Raw genomic sequence first — 23,483 nt, 5'->3', positions numbered from 1 at the left:
CGTAGACAAAAAGAAGATTAGTCTATTTCTTCATAGTCTACATACTCACCTACCACTTTTGACGCTTTTTTAGGCACATCTTTAGTTTGAGCTGTAGGTCTTTGTGTTTGTTGAGTTTGCTGCTGGAAACCTTTAAAAACGTTTTCCATTTTTTGTCCCGCCTTTTTAGTAATGTATTTTACGAGATAAGGCCAAAGTAATTTACCTAAGAATCGCAACCCAAAATAAACCATCAATATGATGGCTAATGTTTTTAGGAAACTAGGAATTTCTGCAACTAAGAGCATAAATATAGCTTTTAGACAAAATTAGTAATTATGAATCGCAACAATAGCCCGTATAAGCTTAAAAAAAAGATAAATTCTCCTATATTTGATATACTAACCTACAAACCTATGCATACGTTGCGTTTTTTAACCTCAGTCTTTATATACTTCGCACTCGTGGCTACGGCTACTGCTCAATATACTGAGACAATTAATTCAAACAGACCTGGAGAATCCCAAGGTGCTTTTAGTGTAGGTACTCGAGTTTTACAGGTAGAGACAGGCTTTGATGTAGGTAACGACACCCACTCATTATTACAAACAGATACAGATATAATAGGCTATAATCTTAATTTAAGATATGGTTTGTTTTTTGAAAATCTAGAACTAAATGGACTTATGCGTTATCAACGTAACGAGGTTTCCTTTACTTCTGGCTCTGCACCATTAGATCCTATTTCTGGACTTGAAACGGTACAAATAGGAGCAAAATATTTAGTCTATGATCCTTATAAATACGCTAAAGACGAGGTAAATCTATACAGTTACCATGCTAATAACCGCTTCAAGTGGAAAACATTAATTCCAGCAGTAAGTGTTTATGCCGCCGGTGTTTTTGACTTTACAAATAGTCAATTTAACACCGTACGCGAAGACGGGATTAGTCCTAACATTGCTTTAGTGTTACAAAATAACTGGGGTCGCTGGGTATGGGTAAATAACATAATCTTAGACAGAGTAGGCACTGAATTTCCTACAAACTCATGGATTACTACTCTAACGCATTCATTTAATGAGAAATTTGCTGGATTTGGAGAGTATCAACTTATAAATGGCGATTTATATGCCGATTATATTGTGAGAGCTGGTGCGGCATATTTAATTACAAAGGATTTACAAGTGGACTTAGGCGGTCTTGTAAATTTTAAGGACACACCAACTCGATGGAACGTTTCGGCAGGGTTATCATACCGACTAGACCTACACGAGAAAGACGAAATTATAGAAGATAAAAATGCGACTGATGATAAGAACAGTTCATCTAAAAGGCAAGCAAAGCGCATAAATAAAAAGAAACGTAAAGATGCTGTAGATCCAGATGGTCAAAGCAACGATACAAACTAACTCCCCTAAATGCAATCGATGATTACTCTTAAGGAAATGTCAACCCCTAGAGAACTTAAACAATTTGTAAAGTTCCCATTTTCCCTATATAAAAATGAACCTAAATGGGTACCTCCTATCGTGGCAGATGAGCTAGATAGTATGGATCCAGCAAAAAATCCAGTTTTCAAAAATGCTACAGCTCGTTATTTTCTTGCTTTCGCGAAAGCGGAAAATGGAAAAGAGAAAGTAGTGGGAAGAATATGCGCAATCATTAATGCCATTGAAATTAAAGAACAAGGAAAACCTAAAATGCGTTTTGGTTGGTTTGACGCCATTGACGATATAGAAGTTACAAAGGCACTTCTTGCCAAGGTTACTGAGATTGGGAAAGAAAATAACCTCGATTTTATTGAGGGACCTGTAGGGTTTTCAAACATGGAAAAAGCAGGATTACTTGTAGAAGGTTATGAGTATATGAATACCATGATTACCTGGTATAACTTTCCTTATTATAAAGATCATTTTGAGCAACTAGGCTTTGAAAAAGCTGCCGAATGGGTAGAGTTTAAAATACAGATCGATCCGCCAGAAAAGCAAAACCCAAAAATTAAGAAGTTTGCAGATATTATTGCCAAACGCTATGAGCTTAGTCCGCTAGAGTTTAAAACCTCTGCAGATGTAAAGCCATATGTAAATGAAATGTTTGGCTTACTTAACAAAACGTATGACAAGCTGAGTACGTTTGTACCCATACAGCAGTACCAGATTGATCATTACAAGGAAAAGTATATCAAGTACATACATCCGGATTTCATTAAGTGTGTACAAGATAAAGATGGGAAACTAGTTGCATTTGCGATTACGATGCCCTCTTTTAACGAAGCACTCAAAAAAGCTAATGGTAGTTTATTTCCTTTTGGTTTTTATCACTTGCTTAAAGCGAAAAAGCGAAATGATACTGCTGCGTTCTATCTCATAGGTATTGATCCAGAATATCAGAATAAAGGAGTTACTGCAGTAATCTTCCAAAAAATGCAAGAGCTTTTTAATAAGCGAGGTATTACTCAAGTTGAGACGAATCCTGAGCTGGAAGAAAATAAAGCCATACAGCAACTGTGGAAAAATTATGAGCATATACTCCACAAACGAAGAAGAACGTATAGAAAAGATTTTTAATAAGGCTTTACACGTTCTCAAAAGCAAATAACAACTACCTATGATGATAGATGCTCTAAGCCTTTTTCAACTTCTTATTGATTTTGGTCTCGTAGTGTTAATCCTTATGGTACAGCTTACAATTTATCCCAGTTTTCTGTATTACAAAACTGAAGATTTAGTGCGCTGGCATCAGAAATACACAGGAGCTATTGCTATGGTTGTTGGCCCATTGATGCTTGCACAATTACTTTTGTCCATTTACGTAGTATTTGTAAACCAACAGTATTTGCTAGGTGGAATTCACCTGATTTTAGTTCTAGCCACTTGGATAGCTACAGCAATACAATTTGTGCCTATTCACAATCGGATTGGAAAAAGTGAACATACCAATAAGGATCTACAAAAGCTTGTACATCATAATTGGATACGAGTAATACTTTGGATTTTAATCCTGCTGCTAGGCCTATTTCAAAACTATCTAGCTTAATACTATAAAGATTTTTACAAGGTCTATTATGCTTGTAAAATGTGTTGCTTGTGATGAGCAACTAAACCATCAATAGGTCTTTTTAAAATTTTACCAGGTGTAAGTCTAAAACCTTTAAGCACTTCTTTTAACTCTGCTTGAAGATAAAAACCTATAGAACCTACAAAGTGAATTGGTATTTCCTTAGCATCTGGAAACTGTAAAACAACTTGGTGTTCTATAAATAGAGAAAGTCCCTTTTTGATAACCTCTTGGCAATAATCTTCATCTTTATTCTCTATAAGAAAACGAGCAAAAGTTGCTAAGTAGGTGTTAGGATTAGGATTTTTATACAAGTGATTCTTTATATTTTCTGAAGTAAGATCATATTCTGACTCAAACTTCTCTGCAAGATGTTTAGGTATTTTGCCGAATTTATAATCTCTTATAAGTTCTGCTCCATAATAATTACCACTAGCGTCATCCATGAGTATATAACCTAGGGACACTACTTTTTGGATAATATCTTTACCGTCATAATAACTACAGTTAGAACCTGTACCTAATATACAAACAACGCTCTTCTCACCTTCTGTAGCGGTTGCATATAGTGCCGCATAGGTGTCTTCTTGAATTACAATCTCTTTTGCCTCTTTAAATATCTCATCAAATACCTCTCTTATGAGTTCGCGAGGCTTTGTTGTTCCACAACCTGCTCCATAAAAGTAAAGTCCTTTTACTTTTTTTCGATCCTTATATAGTTCAAAGTTATTTACGATACGTTCACGTAAAATTTCTTGTGATAATACCTGCGGATTTAAGCCCAAAGTTTGAGTCTGGAAGAGGTGTTTACCATCATCAGAAAGTGCGATCCAATCCGTTTTTGTGGATCCGCTATCTACTACTAAGATCATATAGAAGTGTGTAAATTTGTGTGTAAAGAGAAAATAATGCGCCTCTAGAGCGCATTTATAATAGCATAAATATAATTCTAATAGCTACTAATGCATTGATCATTAATAGCTATTAGATTATAAAAAACGTTCTTATAGTCCGTTAATCTTTTCTGCTAGGTCTACTAGTTTGTTTGAGTAACCAAACTCGTTATCATACCATGATACTAGCTTAAAGAATTTTGAGTTAAGCTCAATAGAAGCGTCTGCATCAAAAATACTTGTGCGATCATCGCTTACAAAATCTTGAGATACAACTCCTTCTTCTGTATATCCTAAGATTCCTTTCATTGAACCTTCAGATGCTTTTTTGAAAGCTGCTTTAATTTCTTCTAGACTAGTTTCCTTTTTAGTACGTACTGTAAGATCTACTACAGATACATCTACTGTAGGAACTCTAAACGCCATACCAGTAAGTTTACCATCTACCGCAGGAAATACTTTTCCTACTGCTTTTGCTGCTCCTGTAGAAGCTGGCACAATATTTACAAGTGCACTACGACCTCCACGGTAATCCTTTTTAGAAGGACCATCTACTGTAAGTTGTGTCGCTGTAGTTGCGTGGATTGTAGTCATAAGACCTTCTTCAAGACCCCAGTTATCCTCTACTACTTTTGCAAGTGGTGCAAGACAGTTAGTTGTACAAGACGCGTTAGAAACAATCTTATGATCTGCTGTTAATTTCTCGTCGTTTACACCCATTACAAACATAGGTGCATCTTTAGAAGGTGCAGATATCACTACCTTTTTTGCTCCTGCTTGAATATGATAATCTGCAGTATCAAGTGTAGTAAAAATACCTGTACACTCTGCTACAACATCTGTATCCACTTCATCCCACTTAAGGTTTTTAGGATCACGCTCTGCAGTAATACGTATTGTTTTACCATTTACTACTAGGTTCCCATCTTTTACTTCAATGGTTCCATCAAAACGACCGTGCACAGAATCATACTTTAAAAGATATGCAAGGTGCTCTACATCTAGAAGGTCATTTATTGCAACCACATCTACATTATCTCGCTTTACAGTTGCTCTAAAAACAATACGTCCTATTCGTCCAAAACCGTTTATTCCTAATTTCAAATTTGCCATCTTATCTTATTTACAATTATGTGGTCATTATCTCTGACACACGGATTAATTCTTTATTAATTTTAGTTTTACCTTTTATTGCTTCATCTAGTGGTGTAAGCTCCATCATATCATGAATAGTACCCACCATAAAATTACTTTTACCCTCTAGAAGTGACTCTACAGCCTTTACTCCCATCCTACTTGCAAGAACACGATCATAACACGTAGGAGAGCCTCCACGTTGCATATGTCCTAGTACAGATACTCGTACATCATACCCCTCCATATTCTCATCTACATAGTCTTTAAGTTCAAAAACAGATTTACCTATTTTATCACCTTCGGCTACTACAACAATACTTGAAGATTTTCCTGATATTTTAGAACGTTGTAACGATTCTACCAGTCTTTCTATTCCCATGTTTTCTTCAGGAATAAGAATTTCTTCTGCTCCTGCTCCTACTCCTGCGTTAAGAGCGATGTGACCTACATCACGTCCCATCACTTCTACAAAGAAAAGTCTGTCATGCGAGTGTGCAGTATCTCGTATTTTATCTATTGCTTCTACTGCTGTATTAAGTGCTGTATCATATCCAAGAGTACGATCTGTACCTGTAATATCATTATCTATAGTTCCTGGAATACCTATTACTGGAAAATCAAACTCTTCACTAAAATGAAGTGCTCCTGTAAAAGTTCCATCACCGCCTATAACAACAAGCGCATCTATACCACCCTTCACCATCTCGTTGTGTGCAATCTGTCTACCATCTTTTGTTCTGAAGCGTTGACACCTTGCAGATTTTAAAAAGGTTCCTCCTTTATTAATAATCCCTCGCACGCTTCTAGCGTCAAGAGGAATAAAGTCACCTTCAATCATTCCATCATAACCTCTGTAGATACCTACACAATCTATATTATGGTAGGCACAAGTACGCACTACAGAACGTACAGCAGCATTCATCCCTGGAGCATCTCCTCCAGAGGTCATAACTGCGATTTTGTTTATTTTTTTTGTCATATAAGAGCCAATAAAAATTAAATTTAGGAAACTTACCCTAGAAATATCAAGGAATTAGAGGGTATTTTGCGAGATTGTCAATTTCAAACGTTTTCGTTTGAAAAGTTTTTTCAGATTCTGAGAATTTGGAAGAAAAAATGAAGAAAATAGAAGGGTAATATTGGAAATACGCTTTCGCGAAAGCGTAAAAAAAGTCTAATTAGCGATTAAACTGTACTCCATCTGGAGCTATCTTTTTAGGCACGTCCTTTTCACCTTTGGCTTGCTCAACAGCTTCTTTAATTTTGCCTTTAAAGATCTTACGAAGCAATTCTTTAAAGGTATTAAAATCTACCGCATACGATAATCCCACTCCTTGCGTGTATCCTTCTGTCTCACCTATAAATTGAATATCTGTCTGGCGGTTGAAAACTTTGGCGCGAAGTGTACCATCTTCGTTTAAAAGAAAATCTATCTCCACATCTCCTACAATCACGCTCTCACTGACTCCACCCGTAGGAACTCCTACCTTACCATTAATGAGTACACGGTTTGTAATCTGTGTAGAGAGCGTCACTCCCACTCTACCTGCAGACTGGACATCGAGTGTAGGGTCACGATCTGCTTGCACAAGATCAATACCTACGTCAAAAATACTGTCATCATCATTAAAGAGTATTCCCGATAGAATAGATGACGTAGTCTCAAGTAAGTTATTTACCGCCGCCGAAGCCGTATTAATATCTGCCGAACTTAAAAAGGCTCCTTGAGATACTAGGGAAATCGCATTAAGCTCCTTAGCATTTCTATCTTGAAGTAAAAACTCTAATTCTGAAACCACCGTACTACCTGCTCCAGGAAATTCTATATCAAAAGTAATATCTGGCTTGAGTAGCTCACCATCTAAATTGATAACTACGTTTACAGGAATCTTTCTATTTACCGTAGAAGTTTGCAGTAACGTTCCTGGGTTTGCTTGCGTTCTATAGATTGCGCTTACATCTAAGAGTGCTTTTGCTGGATCGCCATCCCAGCGTATGTTTGCATCTTGCTGCAATACAAAGTCTTTTGTAATAAAGCCACCATATCTAAAATTAAAGACTCCTTCGGTAGCAATGAAATCCCCGTTCATTATAAATTTACCGTTAGTATCGAGTTGTATCAGCAGTGTACCTACACCTCTACCTCTCAAGGTACTTCCGTTTGCTTTATCAACTACAACCTCCACTTCTGCATCTGGATCAATATCTAGATCAAAGTTTACAGAAAGTCCTTTTACAGCCTCTGTAATTACTTGTACACCGTTAATTCGAGCTTCTTTTTCTTCTGGACTTAAAAATTTAATATAAGAGTTATCTCCTAATGCTTCAGAGTCATCTATCGGTATTTTAAAAGTAGTACCTCTTGCAGTTTCTCCAAAAACATCAATAACCAAGTTATCTGTAGGTCCTTTTATAAAGGCCTCTCCTTCTAGAAATGCTGTACCATAATAAAGTGACTCTAGATCCTCTTCGGTATCTAGCACTGCAATTCTAGTTGCCGAAATTCCAAGATCAAGTTTCCAATCACTAAAAGACTTATGACTTATAGAACCATTGAGTGCGCCTAGCGTTTTATACTTTACATCTTCTAGCTGTATTGCCTCAAAAATGAATTGTTGCTTATTTAACTTAACATTTGAAATGCCTTTGAAGTCGTAGTTTACATTTAAATAAGGAATGGCAATTCCTGCATTCTCTAGCGTGAGATTCCCATTGATGTCAGGATTTCTATAATCGCCTATTACTTTTGCCTCTCCACTTGCCAGCCCTCTTATTTGATCTATGACTCCTTTACCCATGGGGTTAAATGGACTAAGATCTAATTCTTTGAGACCTACATCCATATCAATATATGGCACTTTTCCAGATGCATCTATACTACCATCTGCAGTTAAAGAACGGAGACCGTCACGCTCTAACTTAGACTTTATATTATACTTTGATAATGTTGCGTTACCTGTGACATTTAAGTCCAACTGACCAAGATTTGTACCGTTTACCGAGAAGTCTTTAATGGCTAAAGATGTATTAGGAAAATAAGCGCCATTCTTTTGTAAGATATCTAGTTTACCATTGATACGCCCTCCTAAATCAAGACTATCAAGATCTGGCGTTACCTTAGCAAGGTCAACATTTTTAAAATTTGCTTTGATATCCTTGTAGGTGCTATCTCTAAGCTGTCCTTTGAGATCAATACGTTCATCATTGTGGCTCAGCACTAATGTATTAATATCGATATCTTTAAAATTATTATCAAAGACTACGCTGTTCTTTCTATCATTTTGCTCATTGATAAACCAAGGCTTTTCTTTAAAAATAATCTTTGATTTTTTAAATCCTAATACAGAGTTCCCTTCTGCATTTATCGTATGATATAGTGATAAATCAAAAGAATCGTCATTACGTTTACCACCCGTAAATTCTGACCTCATGAATAATGTATCCTTAAGGGTTACATTAATGAGGTTAAAATCTGACACCGCATAGAAACCAGCGTTTATACTATCTGCAGCTACGTAGGTATTAAATAAAGGGTTCTTATTATCTACACGTACCTCTATAGCCTCTGCCATATAACCAAAGGCATCTATCTTAGGCGACTTGAACGTAAGTTTGAATTCAGAATCATTTGCTACCACACTACCTCGTATGATTGTTTCTGGCTCAAAATCTAGCTCGGGAACAAATATGGCAACTATCTTATTATAGATAGTAAACTCAAAATCCATAAACTGATCTTCAGTCAAGACCTCTGGCTGGTAGTTTGTATATAAACTTCCTATTGCATTTTTAAATAAGGGAACAACTTCATTAAATTTAAAAACACCACGTACCTCACCACTTATTATCTCTGTAGAGTTGATATCAATGGTGCGAATTTTTTTTGCGTCAAACTTCGATGTAATTTCAAAATCTTTAAAGCTGTAGGTATTATTCTTATTTTGATAACTAGCATCTGCAAAGGATATTCTACCATATACATCTTCTACATTAGTACCCTTCATATCAATGATTACATTACCCTTAAGGATAGAGATGCTATCATTAATAAAATTGAGCTTTTTGAGATCTGCGTAGTCAATTTGAGCTTCTAGATCGTAGCTATTAAACTCTTTTGAGATATCTATTAATCCGTTAAGCTTTGCTTTTGCATTAGGATCATTGAGCAATAACTCTCCATCAAAAACTGGTGCTTTAAGATTTCCAAAGACCGTAATATTTTTATAAACGTAATTATTATAACCTATACTTTTAATACTTCCAGAGAGCTTCGTATTTATATTTTCTTGTATAAAGCCCTTTCCTTCAACGTCCATGTCAAATGTGGCCTCCCCAAGCCGATTATCGTCTAGCAGTTTACCTAAGTTAAAGTTGTCAAACTTTACATTACCCTCATAGCCTGCATTATCTGCATCTCTTAATCCTTTGAGTACGAGATCTAGGGAAACATCTCCTAGGTTTGTAGTAATATTACCATCTGTAACCACTGTAGATAATGTAACCGTATTTGCACCACGAAAAGAAACTTGGCCTAATTTTGACATTTCTGGTGGTAAAGAAGAAAGCACGTCTGGTAGTAATCTTTTTAAGTCAAAATAATTCGTCTCAAGATTATTGTACGTTCCAGAAATTCTAAAGTCATCACCGCTTACTACTCCGTCAAAATAAACATCACCTTCTATCACAGAATTTCCTAATCCTGTTACTTTAAGATTCGGTACTCTAAAGTCGTTAAGATGTCCAGTTACATTCCCAGATATATCTAAATCAATGTCTGGAGCAATCTCTCTATAAAATGGACGTATATCATTAGTAGATATTTTAGCTTTCGCGAAAGCGGCCTCAACCTCCACTAGCGTATTAAAATCATCTAGCGCTCCATCTGAGGTATCTAATTTGATATCACCTTCAATAGCAGAAAAATCTGTTGTAAGTGAAAAATCTTTGAGCGTTATTAAATCTGGATCATAGTGAAAAGTTCCATCTAGGGATCTTATCTGGTAGCCTCTAATGGCGTCAAATGACAGTGACTCAATATGAGCATCTACAGAACTACTATTGAGATAAAAGTCTTCCCAATTAGTTGAAAGGTCTTGATAATCGAGTACTAAAGAGTTTTCTAAATCTCCATTTATATACATGAATCTACCTTCAGATATTGCCATATTATCTGAAGACATAATAAAAGCCTTTCCAGATTTAGGAGTATTTGTAGCAAACTGGCGAGAGAATAGCGTTAAGTTATCTGAGGCCTCACCTTTATACTTTGTGAGGTAAAAGTTTACACCTTCAAGTGAAATATCGCCCAGCTCCATATTATTATCTAGCACCTTCTGGACGCTATAGAGACTTGTAGCAAGCTCTCTCACGTAGATCATTGTATCTTGCTTATGGTCTTTAATTAATGTTCCTTTTACAAGGACATCTCCATTCCATTTTAGACCTACACGTTCTACTTGTATACTGGTACCGTAGGTATTATTTATGCGCTCTGTAACGCTCTTAGCAATTCGAGTTTGAACGCTGGGAAGAGAAAACAACAATAGAATGAGCCCAAAAAGCAAGAATAACACTAGAAGTGTGCGAAGTGCTATTTTTTTAAATTTCTTGATAGGGCTTATTGTTTTAACTTTGTACACTTACTGCAACATACGTGCCTTATGAATAATACGATTACTTCTACTTATATTCTTGCAATAGAATCATCTTGTGATGACACTGCTGCAGCTGTTTTACACAACGACAAGGTACTCTCAAATGTTGTTGCAAACCAAGACATTCATCAAGAATATGGAGGGGTAGTTCCAGAGCTTGCTTCACGTGCACATCAACAAAATATTGTTCCCGTTGTAACGGCTGCTTTACGCAAGGCAAATATCGATAAAAATCAGCTAAGCGCTATAGCTTTTACAAGCGGTCCAGGCTTATTAGGATCTTTACTTGTAGGTACCTCTTTTGCTAAGTCGTTTGCTATGGGTCTGGATATACCTCTTATTGATGTTAATCATATGCAAGCACACATTCTAGCTCATTTTATTGATGAAGAAGGCTATAGTAAACCTACATTTCCCTTTCTAGGAGTTACTATCTCTGGAGGTCACACACAGATTGTACGTGTAGATGATTACTTCACCATGGAGGTTATAGGGCAAACTATAGACGACGCCGTAGGCGAAGCTTTTGATAAAAGTGCAAAAATCTTAGGCCTACCCTACCCTGGAGGACCATTAATTGATAAATATGCACAACTAGGGGACCCAAAGGCCTTTCCTTTCACAAAACCTAAAGTAGGCGGACTGGACTTCAGCTTTAGTGGTCTTAAAACGCAAATCATGTATTTTGTACAGAAGCAACAGCTAGCAGATCCAAGTTTTATAGATAATCGTCGTGATGATGTTTGTGCTTCCATCCAATATACTATTGTCAATATCTTAATGGACAAAATTAAAAAAGCTGTAAAAGAAACTGGCATCACTCAAATTGCCATAGGTGGTGGCGTCTCAGCAAATAGTGGAATACGTACTGCTCTAAAAGCATCTGAGTCAAAATATGGATGGACAACCTATTTACCAAAATTTCAATACACCACAGATAACGCAGCAATGATAGGAATTGTGGGTTATTTGAAATATAATGAGCTATCTGAGAAAAACGCATATCAAGACCTTGGTATTAGTGCTCAATCACGATTAAAAATATAAGAATGCAGTTATTTTATAGTGAGACATTAACAACAGATAGCGATACTTATACCCTACCTAAAGATGAAAGTAAGCACGTAATACGTGTATTACGTAAAAAAACTGGTGATGCCATTCACCTCACTAACGGACAGGGGTATCTTTTTAATGCAATTGTGGCAGAAGAAAATCCTAACAAATGTAGATTGCAAATAGAAAGTTATAGTTATCAAAAGCCTAGAGATTATAAACTTCATCTAGCTGTTGCACCCACAAAACTTAATGATCGCTTTGAGTGGTTTTTAGAGAAAGCTACAGAGATAGGTATTACAGAGATTACTCCACTACTTTGTGATCATAGTGAACGCAAGGTTATAAAAGAAGAGCGTTTCATGAAGATTATTCAGAGTGCTATGAAGCAATCACTGCACTATCATCTTCCTATCTTGCATCCGCTCACGTCATTTTCAGAGTTTGTGGAGCATCGCAGTATAGAAAACACGTTTATTGCCCACTGTGAAGATCTTAAAAAAGAGTCACTTAAAGATTATCTCAAACCTCATAATTCATACACTATACTCATAGGCCCAGAAGGCGATTTTTCTACTGCCGAAATTGAACTTGCTCTCAAGCAAGGTATTACTCCTGTGTCTCTTGGTAATAGTCGTTTGCGTACAGAAACAGCAGCTGTAGTTGCTTGTCACAGCGTCGCTTTTGTAAATGAGTAATCACTTGCATTTACTCTCAAAACACTAGAGCAAAACCCAGATTTTGTAAATTCAAATATTAATGGTTTATTTGCTTCCTGCGTCTCCACAAGAGATAAAGGCCCAACCTATTATTAATCAAAAGATTAGATAAAATTGCGCAATTTTGTCAAGACGGTTGTACCCTTTATCCCGGCGCTTATGAGCGTTTGCGGAGGGATTACTATGATGATAAGTTTAGAGTTATTTTTTACAAATGACCACCTACCTGAGCTCAAAAACATACTTCTGTTACTCTTATTTTTGAGTTCTATTCTTGTTGTCGTTCTTCTAGGTTTTATTCTCTCAAAAACCGCCCGTCTTAAGTTTTCTGGAGATTCATTATCTCAAGAGATACAAAAAATGACACAGCAAGTTCACTATTTTAGAGATATTGCAGATATTCTTTTAAGATCATCCGTGTGGGCACCAGGGCTTAAAGAATACATTGACGAGGAATTCTCAAGTCTCAATTACTTTTTAGTCAAAGAGTTCTACAAAGGAAGATCTAAACTAGCTTTAGAATATATTGAAGAGAAAGATCGCTACGGAGAAACAGAAATACTTTACCTAGAAACCAAAGCATTACTTCTCAATGACCCTAGTAAGAGCAGTGTAAAAGGCTACATGAATCCTAAAGAATATGATGTGCGTATGCTCAAAAAATGGACTGAGCATAAGGTGGGAATGGGCTGGAACCATTACTTTGGATTTAAATATAATCAGTTTAAAGAAGAACTGGATATACATCGTGTGTATGAACGTCATCAAGAAAGAATTTTAAAGTATGCAATACAGCTAGACCCCATAAGATATAGAGGAATGGGATTTAGTGAAGAACTTATTTCAAAACTTGGGATGCACTTATCTGAGGAGGTATTACCTCAATTACTAAGCCTTACATCGCAGTCTGTGCGCAAGGTTCCCAAAGTTATCACGGTTGCATATATACTAATTGTATTGCTCGTTATATTTGGAGTAATACAACCTACCATTACACTTCTTTTCGGATTACATGTAGTTTTCGGTTTTATATCTATAACAGTTGTAGTGAGCATAATTTTCTTTTTAATGCTGTCTATATACCCTTTTGTAAAACGCGAAATTAATGGTTGATTTACGCTTTCGCGAAAGCAAAATAAACCTACTTAACCCGTATCTTTGCACCCAAAATAAATTGCTGTTTTAAATGCACCTTCTAGGTTTTTAAAAATGCTACTACCTAGAAGTTTATGTCAAAATTACCCAAAGCCCACAAATTTGTTGACCTTTCTGATTATGGCCGAAGCATAGCTCGCCGTATCGCTCTTTCTCTAAAACACACGGCTGCTACGCCTGTACAATTAACGTACTCTTTTGTAGTAAGTGGTATTATTGCTATTATTTGTATTACCAAAGGATATTACTTTTGGGCTGCATTTTTCCTGATTTTAAAATCAATTCTTGATGCAGCAGATGGCGAACTCGCGAGAATTAAAAATACTCCTTCATACACAGGAAGATACCTAGATTCTATATCTGATATTCTCTTAAACGCCGCTATCCTTTACACTATAGGATTCATAACTGACACTAGTTTATACTGGACGGTACTTGCTTTTTTTTGCATCCAGCTGCAAGGAACATTATATAATTACTATTATGTGATATTGCGCAGCAAGCTTGATGGCGACACCACAAGTCGTGTTATAGAAATAGGAATTCCTAAGGCGTTGCCAGGAGAGCAGCAAAGTACTGTTACATTTTTATATAAAACATACAGAGTGTTGTATGGCGCATTTGACGCTCTTATTTATAAGCTGGACCCTAAGGCAGAGAAAGGGTCTATTACACCTAACTGGCTCATGACAATAGTTTCTACTTTTGGTCTAGGTTTTCAATTATTATTAATTGCATTGTTTCTTGTGGTTGGGCTTGCAGACTATATCATTCCTTTTTTTATAGCATATTCTATTATGATCCCTATTCTAATAGTTACTAGAATGACCGTTACAAAAGAAAAGTAACACCAAGTTCTATAAATCAAAAAGCCCAGCTATTTATTATAGCTGGGCTTTTTAATTAAATAATAAGGTAGGTTATAAACGGTACCCTATACTCAATGTAATGTATTGATTAGTTCCTGATCCATTTACAAGGAAGTTATCTCCATTCACAAGGCTATTATTATCTGCTTGTGGATCTCCTTCTCCAGGAGTATATGGTAAACGTACCGCTGCATCGTCCTCAAAAACCTCTAAGAATCCTTTTGTAAAGCGAGCTTCTACAAAGATGCTCTCGTTAAAGTGATATCCTATACCGCCAAATGCAGAAAAGTCAAATGATTTGTAATTTTCTGATTGCTCATAAAATGAAATCTTAAGTCCTGCTTGTGGTCCTGCAATAAGAAAAAGTCTATTAAGGTTAAGACGTAATCCTAAAGGGATTTGTAAAAAATCATAACGAACACCTTCATACTTGTTTCCTTGTGATGCAAAAGCAAATTCTGGCTGAAAGCTTAATTTGTTAGTTACTGGAATTTCTGCAAGAAATGCAACTGCAAATCCGTAGCGGCCTTCATCTATTGAATTAAAAGGCGCAATAGCCGGGTCACCATCTAAACCTGTATTTACGATAGTGTACTCAAGATTGCTTATTTCACTCACACTCAAACCTGCTTTGAACCCAAAACGTACGCCTTGTGCAAAAAGCTGTGTGCTACATAAAAATGCAAAAAAGATGATAGATAGTACTATTTTTTTCATAATTAAAAGATATTCGTCATTAGTAAATAGAGATAACGTTGGGAACCTCAGAGTATAAAGATAAATTGTATAAATCAGTTTTCTATAGTAAAACAACAAAACCAAGTAAATAAACTGTAAAAAACAAATTACACCCGATAACGAACACGATTTGCTCTAAAGTCTATAGCCTATTCCCAATTGAATCACAGCATTTTTACCTTCTAAGCCAGAAAATCGAGTCTCATCAGCGTTATCAAAAGTAAAATTGTTGTTGTCTTGAAAGATATCTGTGAGACCGTAAGTATATCTTGCTTCAATAAAAATATTAGATTCAAAGATATATCCTAAACCTCCAAATGCAGAAGCTTCAAAGTTTGAAAATATTCCAGACTTATTAGGATCCCAGACTTTTACACCTACTTGTGGCCCAGCATTAATATACAGATTACTTAGATTAAGCTTTAATCCTAAAGGAAGGTTTAAGTAATCTAGGCGAAAACTTTCTAAATTTTTACCCTGTTGTGAGAAGATAAATTCTGGCATAAAGCTCAACTTCTCTGAGATAGGAATATCCACTAGAAAACCTACAAAATAACTTGTGCGCTTACCGTCAAGTTGGTTTTCAATTCTATCTGCCGCAGAGCTACCATCATTATCAAAAGATAATCCATTTACATCTGCAAAATTCACACCTGCTTTAAATCCAGAAGTAACTTGAGCGTTGATGGAAAAAAAAGATAAAAGAAACAATCCTGTAATAAAAAATAGTGATTTTTTCATGAGCTAATGTTTTCTAATTCTACGTTTTACAAGCAAATATACGTTAAATTTAAAATCCTCATTATGAATTGTTAGAATGATACAAACTCTTGATGATACCATCTGCAAGTCCAATTTTCGGCACAATAATCTGTTTTGCTTTTGATGATTTCATTGCTTGTAAATAGATACGCAATGCAGGAAATATTACGTCTGCGCGGTCAGGATTGAGTTCTAGCTTAATTATACGCTCATCATAACTCAAATTCTTAAGTTCTTTATATAATTGCGTTAGAAATAGGTATGATAAGGTTTTACCTGGCTTTTTTGCACTTAACTTAAATACCTTATTTATGTTTCCTCCAGATCCTATAAGATCTATATGATCATAGTTTGCGCATTTTAAAGCAATCCATTTTTGCATAATATCCCAATCTTCTTGCGAGACGAGATCATTTAACAATCGTACAGTTCCTATTTTAAACGATCTAGATGCAATCATGCTACCCATGTGATAGATGGTTATCTCTGTGCTCCCTCCTCCTACATCTACATAGATATACGTTCGGTCTTCCTTAATAAAACTATTAAGATCTGTAGCTGCTATAATTTTTGCCTCTTCCTCGCCGTCTATGATATCTATAGTAATATTTGTTTTTTTCTTTAACGCTTTCGCGAAAGCAAAACCATTACGAGCATCTCTCATCGCACTTGTAGCACAAGCTCTATATTCTAGCACTTGATGAGCATTCATCAGTAATCTAAAAGCTTTCATGGCATCCTCCATGCGCTCTTGATTCTTTGGGGAAATCTCACCGTTAATAAAAACGTCTTCCCCAAGCCTAATAGGCACACGAACTAAAGCATTTTTTCTAAATAGCGTAGGACCATCCTCCTGCTCAATAATATTTGCTATAAGTAGACGTATTGCATTAGAACCTATATCTATTGCAGCATATTTTTTTATGGTAAGCACTATAATTGAGAGAGTTTATTTACATAATAATCATAAGTAGCAAATTGTGATCTTATTACTGGCTTATCATCCTTTTTGTATCTGTTATCCATCTCTTTATTGAGTACACGTGCTTTTACGTTGTCACTCCACGCAATTTCATGTGTTTCTATTATTTCTTTCTTAACATCCTCATCATAAATAGGCACAGTTACCTCTACTCTATTATCAAGATTGCGGCTCATCCAGTCTGATGAAGAGATAAAAACCTTCTCCCATCCCGGCTCTCCAAAAATGTATACTCTTGTATGTTCTAAGAATTTATCGATAACGCTAATTATTTCGATGTTTTCACTCATACCAGGTACACCTGGAATAAGACAGCATACACCACGTACAATCATCTTTATCTTTACACCAGCATTACTTGCCTCGTAAAGCTTATCGATAATTTCATAATTAGAAATACTGTTGAGCTTTAATCGTATTAAACCATTACCGCCATTTTTGACAACCTCGATTTGCTCTTCAATGAGCCTGTACATCTTATTTCTCGAGTAGTGTGGCGCTACAACGAGGTGCTTATATTTATTTACAATATAATTAGTATCAAAGAAATTAAAGAGCTTGCTTAAATCCTTTAGTATTTCCTTGTTTGCCGTAAAGAGCGTATAATCTGTATAAATACGTGCTGTAGCATGGTTAAAGTTTCCAGTACTTATAAAGCCATATCTTACGATCTTCCCTTCTTCTTCTCTATCAATCACGCAGACTTTACTATGCACTTTTAAGCCAGGAACGCCAAAGATGAGGCGTACCCCTTCGTCTTGCATTTTCTTGGCATAACGCATATTTGATTCTTCGTCAAAACGTGCTCGAAGTTCTATCTGTACCGTTACTTCTTTACCATTTTGAGCAGCATTTATAAGAGCACTTGCAATACTTGATAATTTTGCAAGTCTATAAATGGTTATTTTAATAGATCTCACCTTTGGGTCTAAGGCTGCTTCTCTCAAAAACTTGATGGTATAAGAGAAACTTTGGTAAGGTGTGTATTGTAAAAAATCTTTTTTAGCCACGACAGAAAAAAGACTATCCTCTAAACTTATTCCAGGTATAGGTAAGGGCTTTACGCTTGGATAATACAATTCTTGTCTATTAAACGAAGGGAAGTTCATGTAATCCTTTCGGTTGTGGTAACGACCTCCAGGTATGATACTATCTTTACGTTTAATCCCTAATTTATCAAGTAGAAACTGCAGCGTTTCTTTTTCTATAGTTTTATCAAATACAAAGCGCACAGGCTCTCCATCTTCTCGCCCTTTTACACTTCTCGTGAGCTTCTCTAAGAAACTTTTACCTAAATCAGACTCTATGTCAAGCTCTGCATCACGTGTAATTTTAATCATATGAGCAGTGATACTGTCATAATCAAAAATACTGAAGATGGTATCAAGATTGTACCTAATCAAATCATCTAGCATCATGATGTAATCCTTACCATCCACCTGAGGCAATACTACAAAACGATCTATTGTACTTGGTATCTCTAAAAGTGCATAGAGTGGCTTTTTTGTATCTGTAAGCACCATTTTGACCATTAGATAGGCATCAAGGTCTTGTATACGTGGTAGCTCTACATCTTCTCGCAGTATAATGGTCTCTACAGCGAGAGATACTTGATCTGTAAAGAAGTCTTTAATAAATGTTTTATGCTCCGGAAGTGTAATCTCATTTTCCGTGAGCATGTAAATATTTTCTCCTTCTAGCTTCTTGTAGATATCCTCAAGAATCTTGAGACTTTCTGTTTGTTGCTCTATAACTACCTCCGTAATTTTACCTAGTAGTTCCTCGGCAGAGTAAACTCCTAACGCCTTTCTTCCCGTCTTTCCTGCATCTACAATTCTACGTACGGTAGCATATCGTACTCTAAAAAACTCGTCTAGGTTGTTTGAAAAAATACCTAAAAAACGAAAGCGCTCAATAAGTGGTACATTTTCATCTGCAGCTTCTTGTAATACCCTAGCGTTAAATTGCAACCAACTCAACTCACGGTTTATATATCTATTTTCGTCTGTTTGTGTCATTACTATAATTCTTTAGGAGCTTTGTAATAAATCGTCTTTCCTTTTTTGAGGTCTTTCCAGCTATCAATATCAAAAGTTATTGCTGTAAATGCAGCTGTAGAAACATTATCTACAGTTTCATTTCCATACGTATTAACCACATTAGTCATAGCATTATTATGTCCAAAAACCATTAAACAATCAACCTCATTACTCACATTACGTATCACCTCAACCAGATCTTCGCCCGCAAAGTCATACATTTTATAATCGAGTACTATGTTCTTATCATCAATTCCATATGCTTGGGCAAAAAATACCGCAGTAGTTTTTGCTCTTAACGCATCACTACTCATCATAAGATCTGGCTTAGGCATTGTTGCCGAAATATGGGCTGCCATAGCAGGTGCATCTTCTAGACCCCTCTCATTGAGCGGTCGCTCATGATCTATAACATCAAATTTCCAACTTGATTTGGCGTGTCTTACGAGGTAGAGTGTTTTCATATTATGAAGCTAGTCTTTCTTTAATCCACTGGTTATTTTCTAGTCTGTAGCGTATTCTATCATGCAAACGGCTAGGTCTTCCTTGCCAGAATTCAATAGATATAGGTTTTACAATATAACCACCCCAGTGCGCTGGACGTGGTATATCTTTACCCTCATAAGTGGCTTTAAGTGCTTTCATCTTATCCTCTAGCACTTCTCTCCCAGCAATTACACTACTTTGATCAGATACCCACGCGCCTAACTGGCTATCCTTAGGTCTCGCGTTAAAATAAGTATCAGATCGCTCCGTACTTACTTTTTCTATATCACCTTTGATAATCACTTGACGCTCTAGATTAGGCCAGAAAAAAGAAATTCCCACCTTATTGTGGTGAGCAATACTTTCACCTTTCTCGCTTGTGTAGTTTGTGTAAAAAACAAAACCATCTGCATCTAGTTCTTTGAGAAGAACAATTCTTGATTTTGGAAAACCGTCTGTTCCCAAAGTGGCAACAGTCATCGCATTCGGTTCGGCAACGCCGCCGGCGTCTTCAACTTCCTTAAACCAATTTTTAAATTGGTCCATAGGGTTTAAAGCCGAGTTTTCTAATAGCAACTCGCCTTTCTCGTATGATTTTCTGTAGTCGTGTAAGTCTCTGTTCATTGCAGTAAATGTACGAAGACCGAGGTGAAGATAAAAGTTAGAATTAGTTCAGAATTCGTAAAAATGAACTAAAATATACTCTTCAAAAGATAAAATTTTTGAGGTGCACGCTTTCGCGAAAGCGTACTTCTACTTCCTCATGAATCTTTTTTTAATTAAAAGTTTTCTCACTTTATCATTATGCTTTCTAATACGTGTAAACTCTTCATAATCCATGTCCTCATCATCTACTCCTGATGCAGCAAACTGACCTTCAAAGTTCTCTAGCATCTCCACACGATCTGTATAGATATTATAACGACGGTGCTCTGTAAATCCATCTGCTTGTAAGAAATACTCACACATATACTGATCTTCTAACATGAACATCTTAAAAGTAATGCTTATGTTTCCCTTTACAGAAGTAGATCCATAGATGGTATTTATCTTTTTAAGCTGCGTGTCTGGGCTTACTAAAAACAGGTTACGAGGTATCAAAATATCAAAATGCTCTTGCAACTTTGCTAGTACTGGTTTTGCTATTTTCTTAATTTCTTCTTCCATCATAACGCTTTAAAATGTAAATTCTTTACCATCGTCTCCTAATAAGACATTCTCAAAATGAGGTCTAGCTTCTTCTATAAATAGATTCAAATCTCCATATCTAATGGAATAATGACCTAACACTAAACTTCCCACCTCTGCCTTTGTTGCAATCTGCGCTGCTTGTGCCGCTGTACTATGACCAGTAGATTTACACAAATGTGCGTGACTTTCTAAAAAAGTCGCCTCATGATATAACACGGTAGCTCCTTTAATTTGTGTAGCGACTGCTTCTTTATAAGCTGTATCACTACAATATGCATAGCTCTTAGGCTTAGATGGGTCAAAGGTAAGCTTATCATTAGGGATAAGCGTTCCATCATCTAAGGTAATATCACCACCTTGCTTAATTTTTGAGTAATAAGCCTTATCAATCTCATAATTAAGGCAGGCATTTATGTCTAGTTTACGCTCTCCTGGCTTTTCTTGAAAGTAAAAGCCATTTGTATAAATGCGATGTTTAAGCGGTATTGTAGTTACGGTCACCTCATTATCCTCATAAATAACCGTAGGTTCCTTACTAGTGATCTCTACAAATCGCAGAGGATAACTTGTAAATCCTTGCGTGATTTTTAATTGTAAGAGTATAATTTCTTTAAGCCCTTTAGGACCATAAATAGTGAGCGGTGCTGTTCTTTTAAGAAGACTAAAGGTGGTAATCACTCCCATTAGTCCAAAAAAGTGATCTCCGTGTAAATGCGATATGAATATGTGCTTTATACGAGAAAACTTAATCTTGTTACGGCGCAGTGCAACCTGTGTGCCCTCTCCACAATCTATAAGAAATAAGTGATTTCGTATGTCTAAAACTTGTGAGGTGGGATTTTTAAAAGAGCTGGGCGCTGCCGCATAACAACCTAAAATAGTAAGATGTAGATTGCTAGACATAAAATATTTTAAAATCCGAGATCGCGCTCTATTTCTTCCATTTCAATTACGTCTCCAGCTTCCTCAATCGTAGGAACAACAATCATCTCATCAGGTACAACATCATAGTTAATCCCTGTATTTACAAATACAAACGATTTCTTATCTGCACGCTGGTAGTTTGAAAGCTTTAAAAACTGCACAAGATCTTCAAGTGTGAGCTCATCATACTTAAGAAGGTCTATCACTAGATTCTTTTGATCGTAGTGATCTGGTACTATATTCTCTAAGTATAATGCAAAATCGCGCACATCTGTGCGGTCGTCTGTAAGTATGGTATAGGTAGGCTTTTCTGTAACCGTCATTATTGTTTGATTTTTGAAGCTAGAAGATACATTACTGCCATTCTCACTGCAACTCCGTTCTGTACTTGATCTAAGATAATTGCATGTTCTGAGTCTGCTACGTCACTCGTAATCTCTACACCGCGATTTATAGGTCCTGGGTGCATGATTACAATTTGCTTATCTAGAGAATCTAGTAACTTCTTATTCACTCCGTATTGCTGCGTGTATTCTCTTGTGCTTGGAAAGTAACTAATATCCATCCGCTCATTTTGCACGCGAAGCATATTTGCTACGTCGCACCATTCAAGTGCTTTGCGTAAATCTAGCTCTACTTCTACTCCTAGTGATTCTATGTATTTAGGCAATAGCGTTTTTGGACCACATACTTTTACGTTTGCTCCTTGTAACTTAAGCGCATATATATTTGATAGCGCAACACGGCTGTGAAGGATATCACCTACAATCACCACGTTTTTACCAGCAACATCACCTAGACGTTCTCTTATAGAATAACTATCTAGCAATGCTTGTGTAGGGTGCTCATGAGCACCATCTCCAGCATTTACAATACTTGCCTTGATATGTTTTGATAGAAATACGCCAGCTCCAGGGTTAGGGTGTCGCATAACTACCATATCTACCTTCATGGATAGAATATTATTTACGGTATCAATGAGCGTTTCTCCTTTCTTTACAGATGATGCTGCAGCCGAAAAGTTAATTACATCTGCACTTAGACGTTTTTCTGCAAGCTCAAAAGACAATTTTGTACGTGTACTATTTTCAAAAAAGAGATTTGCAATAGTAATATCACGTAATGATGGTACCTTTTTAATAGGGCGATTGATCACTTCCTTAAAATGATCTGCCGTTTTAAAAATAAGTTCAATATCTGCCTCATTGATATACTTGATTCCTAGCAGATGATTGACACTCAACTCGCTCATAATAATTAGCTTTTTACTAGATATACGGTGTCTTCTCCATCATTTTCTTCCCAGCACACCTTCACTTGTTCATCATTTATAGCATCTACCTGACGCCCTTTGTAATCTGGTTGGATAGGTAAATGACGAGAGAAACGTCTGTCTATAAGACATAATAACTCTACTTCTTCTGGTCTCCCAAAACTCTGTACCGCAGTAAGAGCAGCGTTTATACTGCGTCCTGTATACAAGACATCGTCTATAAAGACCACTTTCTTATCCTCTACTACAAAGTCTATTTTGGTTTTATTTGCTTCTAGTGTTTTCTCGCTACGGCGAAAATCATCACGATAAAACGTGATATCTAGATAACCTAACTTGATAGCCTCAATGCCATAGTCTGTGGTGAGCAACTTCTTAATACGTTCTGCTAGATACACGCCGCGAGGCTGTATCCCAATGAGAACGGTATTTTTAAAATCAGTATGATTTTCAATAAGTTGACAAGCCAGACGATTGAGAATGATGTTAATCTCTGTCGCAGTAAGAAGTACTTTTTGGCTCATAGAATTTTCCGAAATCTGTTCGGGGGTCAAAGTTACATAATT

General features: G+C 36.3%; 23 protein-coding genes. 7 read left to right on the top strand and 16 right to left on the bottom strand.

All coding sequences use genetic code 11. The features are described from left to right. Positions 1-17 precede the first annotated feature (17 nt). Positions 18-287, bottom strand: a complete 270-nt coding sequence (locus SJY37_RS11805) for a DUF4834 domain-containing protein (RefSeq protein ID WP_298324621.1) — start codon at positions 285-287, stop codon at positions 18-20. A 156-nt stretch (positions 288-443) separates the two neighbouring features. Here SJY37_RS11805 and SJY37_RS11800 point away from each other — a divergent pair, with 156 nt between their 5' ends. The 3 genes from SJY37_RS11800 to SJY37_RS11790 are packed head-to-tail and all read left to right on the top strand — an operon-like array spanning position 444 to position 3,018. Further along, a complete protein-coding gene (locus SJY37_RS11800; RefSeq protein WP_298324618.1) occupies positions 444-1,391 on the top strand; it encodes a transporter in 948 nt (315 codons plus the stop codon). A gap of 18 nt (positions 1,392-1,409) precedes the next feature. Beyond that, entirely contained in the window at positions 1,410-2,549 is a 1,140-nt protein-coding gene (locus SJY37_RS11795; protein ID WP_298325459.1) for a GNAT family N-acetyltransferase, read from the top strand. 40 nt (positions 2,550-2,589) lie between these two features. Then, on the top strand, positions 2,590-3,018 hold the full coding sequence (locus SJY37_RS11790; protein ID WP_298324616.1) for a hypothetical protein: 429 nt from the start codon (positions 2,590-2,592) through the stop codon (positions 3,016-3,018). A 26-nt stretch (positions 3,019-3,044) separates the two neighbouring features. Here the strand turns inward: SJY37_RS11790 and SJY37_RS11785 are convergent, their stop codons facing one another. The 4 genes from SJY37_RS11785 to SJY37_RS11770 form a co-directional block, all read right to left on the bottom strand. Further along, positions 3,045-3,911 carry an N-acetylglucosamine kinase gene (locus tag SJY37_RS11785; protein ID WP_298324613.1) on the bottom strand — a complete coding sequence of 289 codons (867 nt, stop codon included), beginning with the start codon at positions 3,909-3,911 and terminating at the stop codon, positions 3,045-3,047. A 132-nt stretch (positions 3,912-4,043) separates the two neighbouring features. After that, entirely contained in the window at positions 4,044-5,045 is a 1,002-nt protein-coding gene (gene gap, locus SJY37_RS11780) for a type I glyceraldehyde-3-phosphate dehydrogenase (protein ID WP_298324610.1), read from the bottom strand. 16 nt (positions 5,046-5,061) lie between these two features. Continuing rightward, positions 5,062-6,048, bottom strand: a complete 987-nt coding sequence (gene pfkA / locus SJY37_RS11775) for a 6-phosphofructokinase (RefSeq protein ID WP_298324608.1) — start codon at positions 6,046-6,048, stop codon at positions 5,062-5,064. A 199-nt stretch (positions 6,049-6,247) separates the two neighbouring features. After that, positions 6,248-10,708, bottom strand: coding sequence for a translocation/assembly module TamB (locus SJY37_RS11770; protein ID WP_298324605.1), 4,461 nt, complete (start codon positions 10,706-10,708; stop codon positions 6,248-6,250). Between the two features lie 21 nt (positions 10,709-10,729). Here SJY37_RS11770 and tsaD point away from each other — a divergent pair, with 21 nt between their 5' ends. The 4 genes from tsaD to SJY37_RS11750 all read left to right on the top strand — a co-directional run bounded on the left by tsaD (position 10,730) and on the right by SJY37_RS11750 (position 14,501). Then, positions 10,730-11,770: a tRNA (adenosine(37)-N6)-threonylcarbamoyltransferase complex transferase subunit TsaD gene (tsaD, locus tag SJY37_RS11765; RefSeq protein ID WP_298324602.1), complete on the top strand. Its 1,041-nt coding sequence runs from the start codon at positions 10,730-10,732 to the stop codon at positions 11,768-11,770. 2 nt (positions 11,771-11,772) lie between these two features. Beyond that, positions 11,773-12,477 carry a 16S rRNA (uracil(1498)-N(3))-methyltransferase gene (locus SJY37_RS11760; RefSeq protein ID WP_298324600.1) on the top strand — a complete coding sequence of 235 codons (705 nt, stop codon included), beginning with the start codon at positions 11,773-11,775 and terminating at the stop codon, positions 12,475-12,477. A 180-nt stretch (positions 12,478-12,657) separates the two neighbouring features. After that, positions 12,658-13,611 (top strand): hypothetical protein, encoded by a 954-nt coding sequence (locus SJY37_RS11755; RefSeq protein WP_298324598.1) that lies wholly within the window; start codon positions 12,658-12,660, stop codon positions 13,609-13,611. A gap of 116 nt (positions 13,612-13,727) precedes the next feature. Then, the gene (locus SJY37_RS11750) at positions 13,728-14,501 is read left to right on the top strand and encodes a CDP-alcohol phosphatidyltransferase family protein (protein WP_298324596.1); all 774 of its coding nucleotides are present in this window, start codon (positions 13,728-13,730) and stop codon (positions 14,499-14,501) included. Between the two features lie 72 nt (positions 14,502-14,573). On the opposite strand, the gene SJY37_RS11745 is transcribed toward SJY37_RS11750, so the two are convergent. The 11 genes from SJY37_RS11745 to pyrR form a co-directional block, all read right to left on the bottom strand. Further along, positions 14,574-15,239: an outer membrane beta-barrel protein gene (locus tag SJY37_RS11745; RefSeq protein ID WP_298324594.1), complete on the bottom strand. Its 666-nt coding sequence runs from the start codon at positions 15,237-15,239 to the stop codon at positions 14,574-14,576. A 156-nt stretch (positions 15,240-15,395) separates the two neighbouring features. Continuing rightward, positions 15,396-16,001 carry a porin family protein gene (locus SJY37_RS11740; protein WP_298324592.1) on the bottom strand — a complete coding sequence of 202 codons (606 nt, stop codon included), beginning with the start codon at positions 15,999-16,001 and terminating at the stop codon, positions 15,396-15,398. A 61-nt stretch (positions 16,002-16,062) separates the two neighbouring features. Beyond that, the gene (locus SJY37_RS11735; protein ID WP_298324589.1) at positions 16,063-16,956 is read right to left on the bottom strand and encodes a Ppx/GppA phosphatase family protein; all 894 of its coding nucleotides are present in this window, start codon (positions 16,954-16,956) and stop codon (positions 16,063-16,065) included. Then, complete coding sequence (gene ppk1 / locus SJY37_RS11730) at positions 16,956-19,022, bottom strand: polyphosphate kinase 1 (protein ID WP_298324586.1); 2,067 nt, start codon at positions 19,020-19,022, stop codon at positions 16,956-16,958. Before ppk1 ends, SJY37_RS11735 begins: the two co-directional genes overlap by 1 nt. 2 nt (positions 19,023-19,024) lie before the next feature. After that, on the bottom strand, positions 19,025-19,507 hold the full coding sequence (locus SJY37_RS11725; RefSeq protein ID WP_298324584.1) for a histidine phosphatase family protein: 483 nt from the start codon (positions 19,505-19,507) through the stop codon (positions 19,025-19,027). 1 nt (position 19,508) lies between these two features. Beyond that, entirely contained in the window at positions 19,509-20,153 is a 645-nt protein-coding gene (gene pdxH / locus SJY37_RS11720) for a pyridoxamine 5'-phosphate oxidase (protein WP_298324582.1), read from the bottom strand. A 129-nt stretch (positions 20,154-20,282) separates the two neighbouring features. Beyond that, complete coding sequence (locus SJY37_RS11715) at positions 20,283-20,699, bottom strand: hypothetical protein (protein WP_298324579.1); 417 nt, start codon at positions 20,697-20,699, stop codon at positions 20,283-20,285. A 6-nt stretch (positions 20,700-20,705) separates the two neighbouring features. Beyond that, positions 20,706-21,623 carry a ribonuclease Z gene (locus SJY37_RS11710; RefSeq protein WP_298324576.1) on the bottom strand — a complete coding sequence of 306 codons (918 nt, stop codon included), beginning with the start codon at positions 21,621-21,623 and terminating at the stop codon, positions 20,706-20,708. 8 nt (positions 21,624-21,631) lie between these two features. Beyond that, on the bottom strand, positions 21,632-21,967 hold the full coding sequence (locus tag SJY37_RS11705; protein ID WP_013752343.1) for a hypothetical protein: 336 nt from the start codon (positions 21,965-21,967) through the stop codon (positions 21,632-21,634). Then, positions 21,967-22,896, bottom strand: coding sequence for an aspartate carbamoyltransferase catalytic subunit (locus SJY37_RS11700; RefSeq protein WP_298324571.1), 930 nt, complete (start codon positions 22,894-22,896; stop codon positions 21,967-21,969). The genes SJY37_RS11705 and SJY37_RS11700 overlap by 1 nt, the downstream gene beginning before the upstream one ends. Before the next feature lie 5 nt (positions 22,897-22,901). After that, a complete protein-coding gene (pyrR, locus tag SJY37_RS11695; RefSeq protein ID WP_013752345.1) occupies positions 22,902-23,441 on the bottom strand; it encodes a bifunctional pyr operon transcriptional regulator/uracil phosphoribosyltransferase PyrR in 540 nt (179 codons plus the stop codon). Positions 23,442-23,483: the final 42 nt, after the last annotated feature.

It is taken from the genome of Dokdonia sp. R78006 (genome assembly GCF_042466145.1).
Classification (GTDB): Bacteria; Bacteroidota; Bacteroidia; order Flavobacteriales; family Flavobacteriaceae; genus Dokdonia.
The sequence above is the reverse complement of the archived record's forward strand: the minus strand, read 5'-3'. Positions and strand labels throughout refer to the sequence as shown.

Bases quoted from the DNA above. Each gene is read 5' to 3' on its own strand.
- SJY37_RS11725 (WP_298324584.1), bottom strand. From the start codon at position 19,507: ATGAAAACACTCTACCTCGTAAGACACGCCAAATCAAGTTGGAAATTT.
- pdxH (WP_298324582.1), bottom strand. From the start codon at position 20,153: ATGAACAGAGACTTACACGACTACAGAAAATCATACGAGAAAGGCGAG.
- SJY37_RS11755 (WP_298324598.1), top strand. From the start codon at position 12,658: ATGAGCGTTTGCGGAGGGATTACTATGATGATAAGTTTAGAGTTATTT.
- SJY37_RS11705 (WP_013752343.1), bottom strand. From the start codon at position 21,967: ATGACGGTTACAGAAAAGCCTACCTATACCATACTTACAGACGACCGC.
- SJY37_RS11745 (WP_298324594.1), bottom strand. From the start codon at position 15,239: ATGAAAAAAATAGTACTATCTATCATCTTTTTTGCATTTTTATGTAGC.
- SJY37_RS11700 (WP_298324571.1), bottom strand. From the start codon at position 22,896: ATGAGCGAGTTGAGTGTCAATCATCTGCTAGGAATCAAGTATATCAAT.
- gap (WP_298324610.1), bottom strand. From the start codon at position 5,045: ATGGCAAATTTGAAATTAGGAATAAACGGTTTTGGACGAATAGGACGT.
- pyrR (WP_013752345.1), bottom strand. From the start codon at position 23,441: ATGAGCCAAAAAGTACTTCTTACTGCGACAGAGATTAACATCATTCTC.
- SJY37_RS11760 (WP_298324600.1), top strand. From the start codon at position 11,773: ATGCAGTTATTTTATAGTGAGACATTAACAACAGATAGCGATACTTAT.
- SJY37_RS11750 (WP_298324596.1), top strand. From the start codon at position 13,728: ATGTCAAAATTACCCAAAGCCCACAAATTTGTTGACCTTTCTGATTAT.
- SJY37_RS11715 (WP_298324579.1), bottom strand. From the start codon at position 20,699: ATGATGGAAGAAGAAATTAAGAAAATAGCAAAACCAGTACTAGCAAAG.
- SJY37_RS11785 (WP_298324613.1), bottom strand. From the start codon at position 3,911: ATGATCTTAGTAGTAGATAGCGGATCCACAAAAACGGATTGGATCGCA.
- ppk1 (WP_298324586.1), bottom strand. From the start codon at position 19,022: ATGACACAAACAGACGAAAATAGATATATAAACCGTGAGTTGAGTTGG.
- tsaD (WP_298324602.1), top strand. From the start codon at position 10,730: ATGAATAATACGATTACTTCTACTTATATTCTTGCAATAGAATCATCT.
- SJY37_RS11710 (WP_298324576.1), bottom strand. From the start codon at position 21,623: ATGTCTAGCAATCTACATCTTACTATTTTAGGTTGTTATGCGGCAGCG.
- pfkA (WP_298324608.1), bottom strand. From the start codon at position 6,048: ATGACAAAAAAAATAAACAAAATCGCAGTTATGACCTCTGGAGGAGAT.
- SJY37_RS11790 (WP_298324616.1), top strand. From the start codon at position 2,590: ATGATGATAGATGCTCTAAGCCTTTTTCAACTTCTTATTGATTTTGGT.
- SJY37_RS11805 (WP_298324621.1), bottom strand. From the start codon at position 287: ATGCTCTTAGTTGCAGAAATTCCTAGTTTCCTAAAAACATTAGCCATC.
- SJY37_RS11740 (WP_298324592.1), bottom strand. From the start codon at position 16,001: ATGAAAAAATCACTATTTTTTATTACAGGATTGTTTCTTTTATCTTTT.
- SJY37_RS11795 (WP_298325459.1), top strand. From the start codon at position 1,410: ATGATTACTCTTAAGGAAATGTCAACCCCTAGAGAACTTAAACAATTT.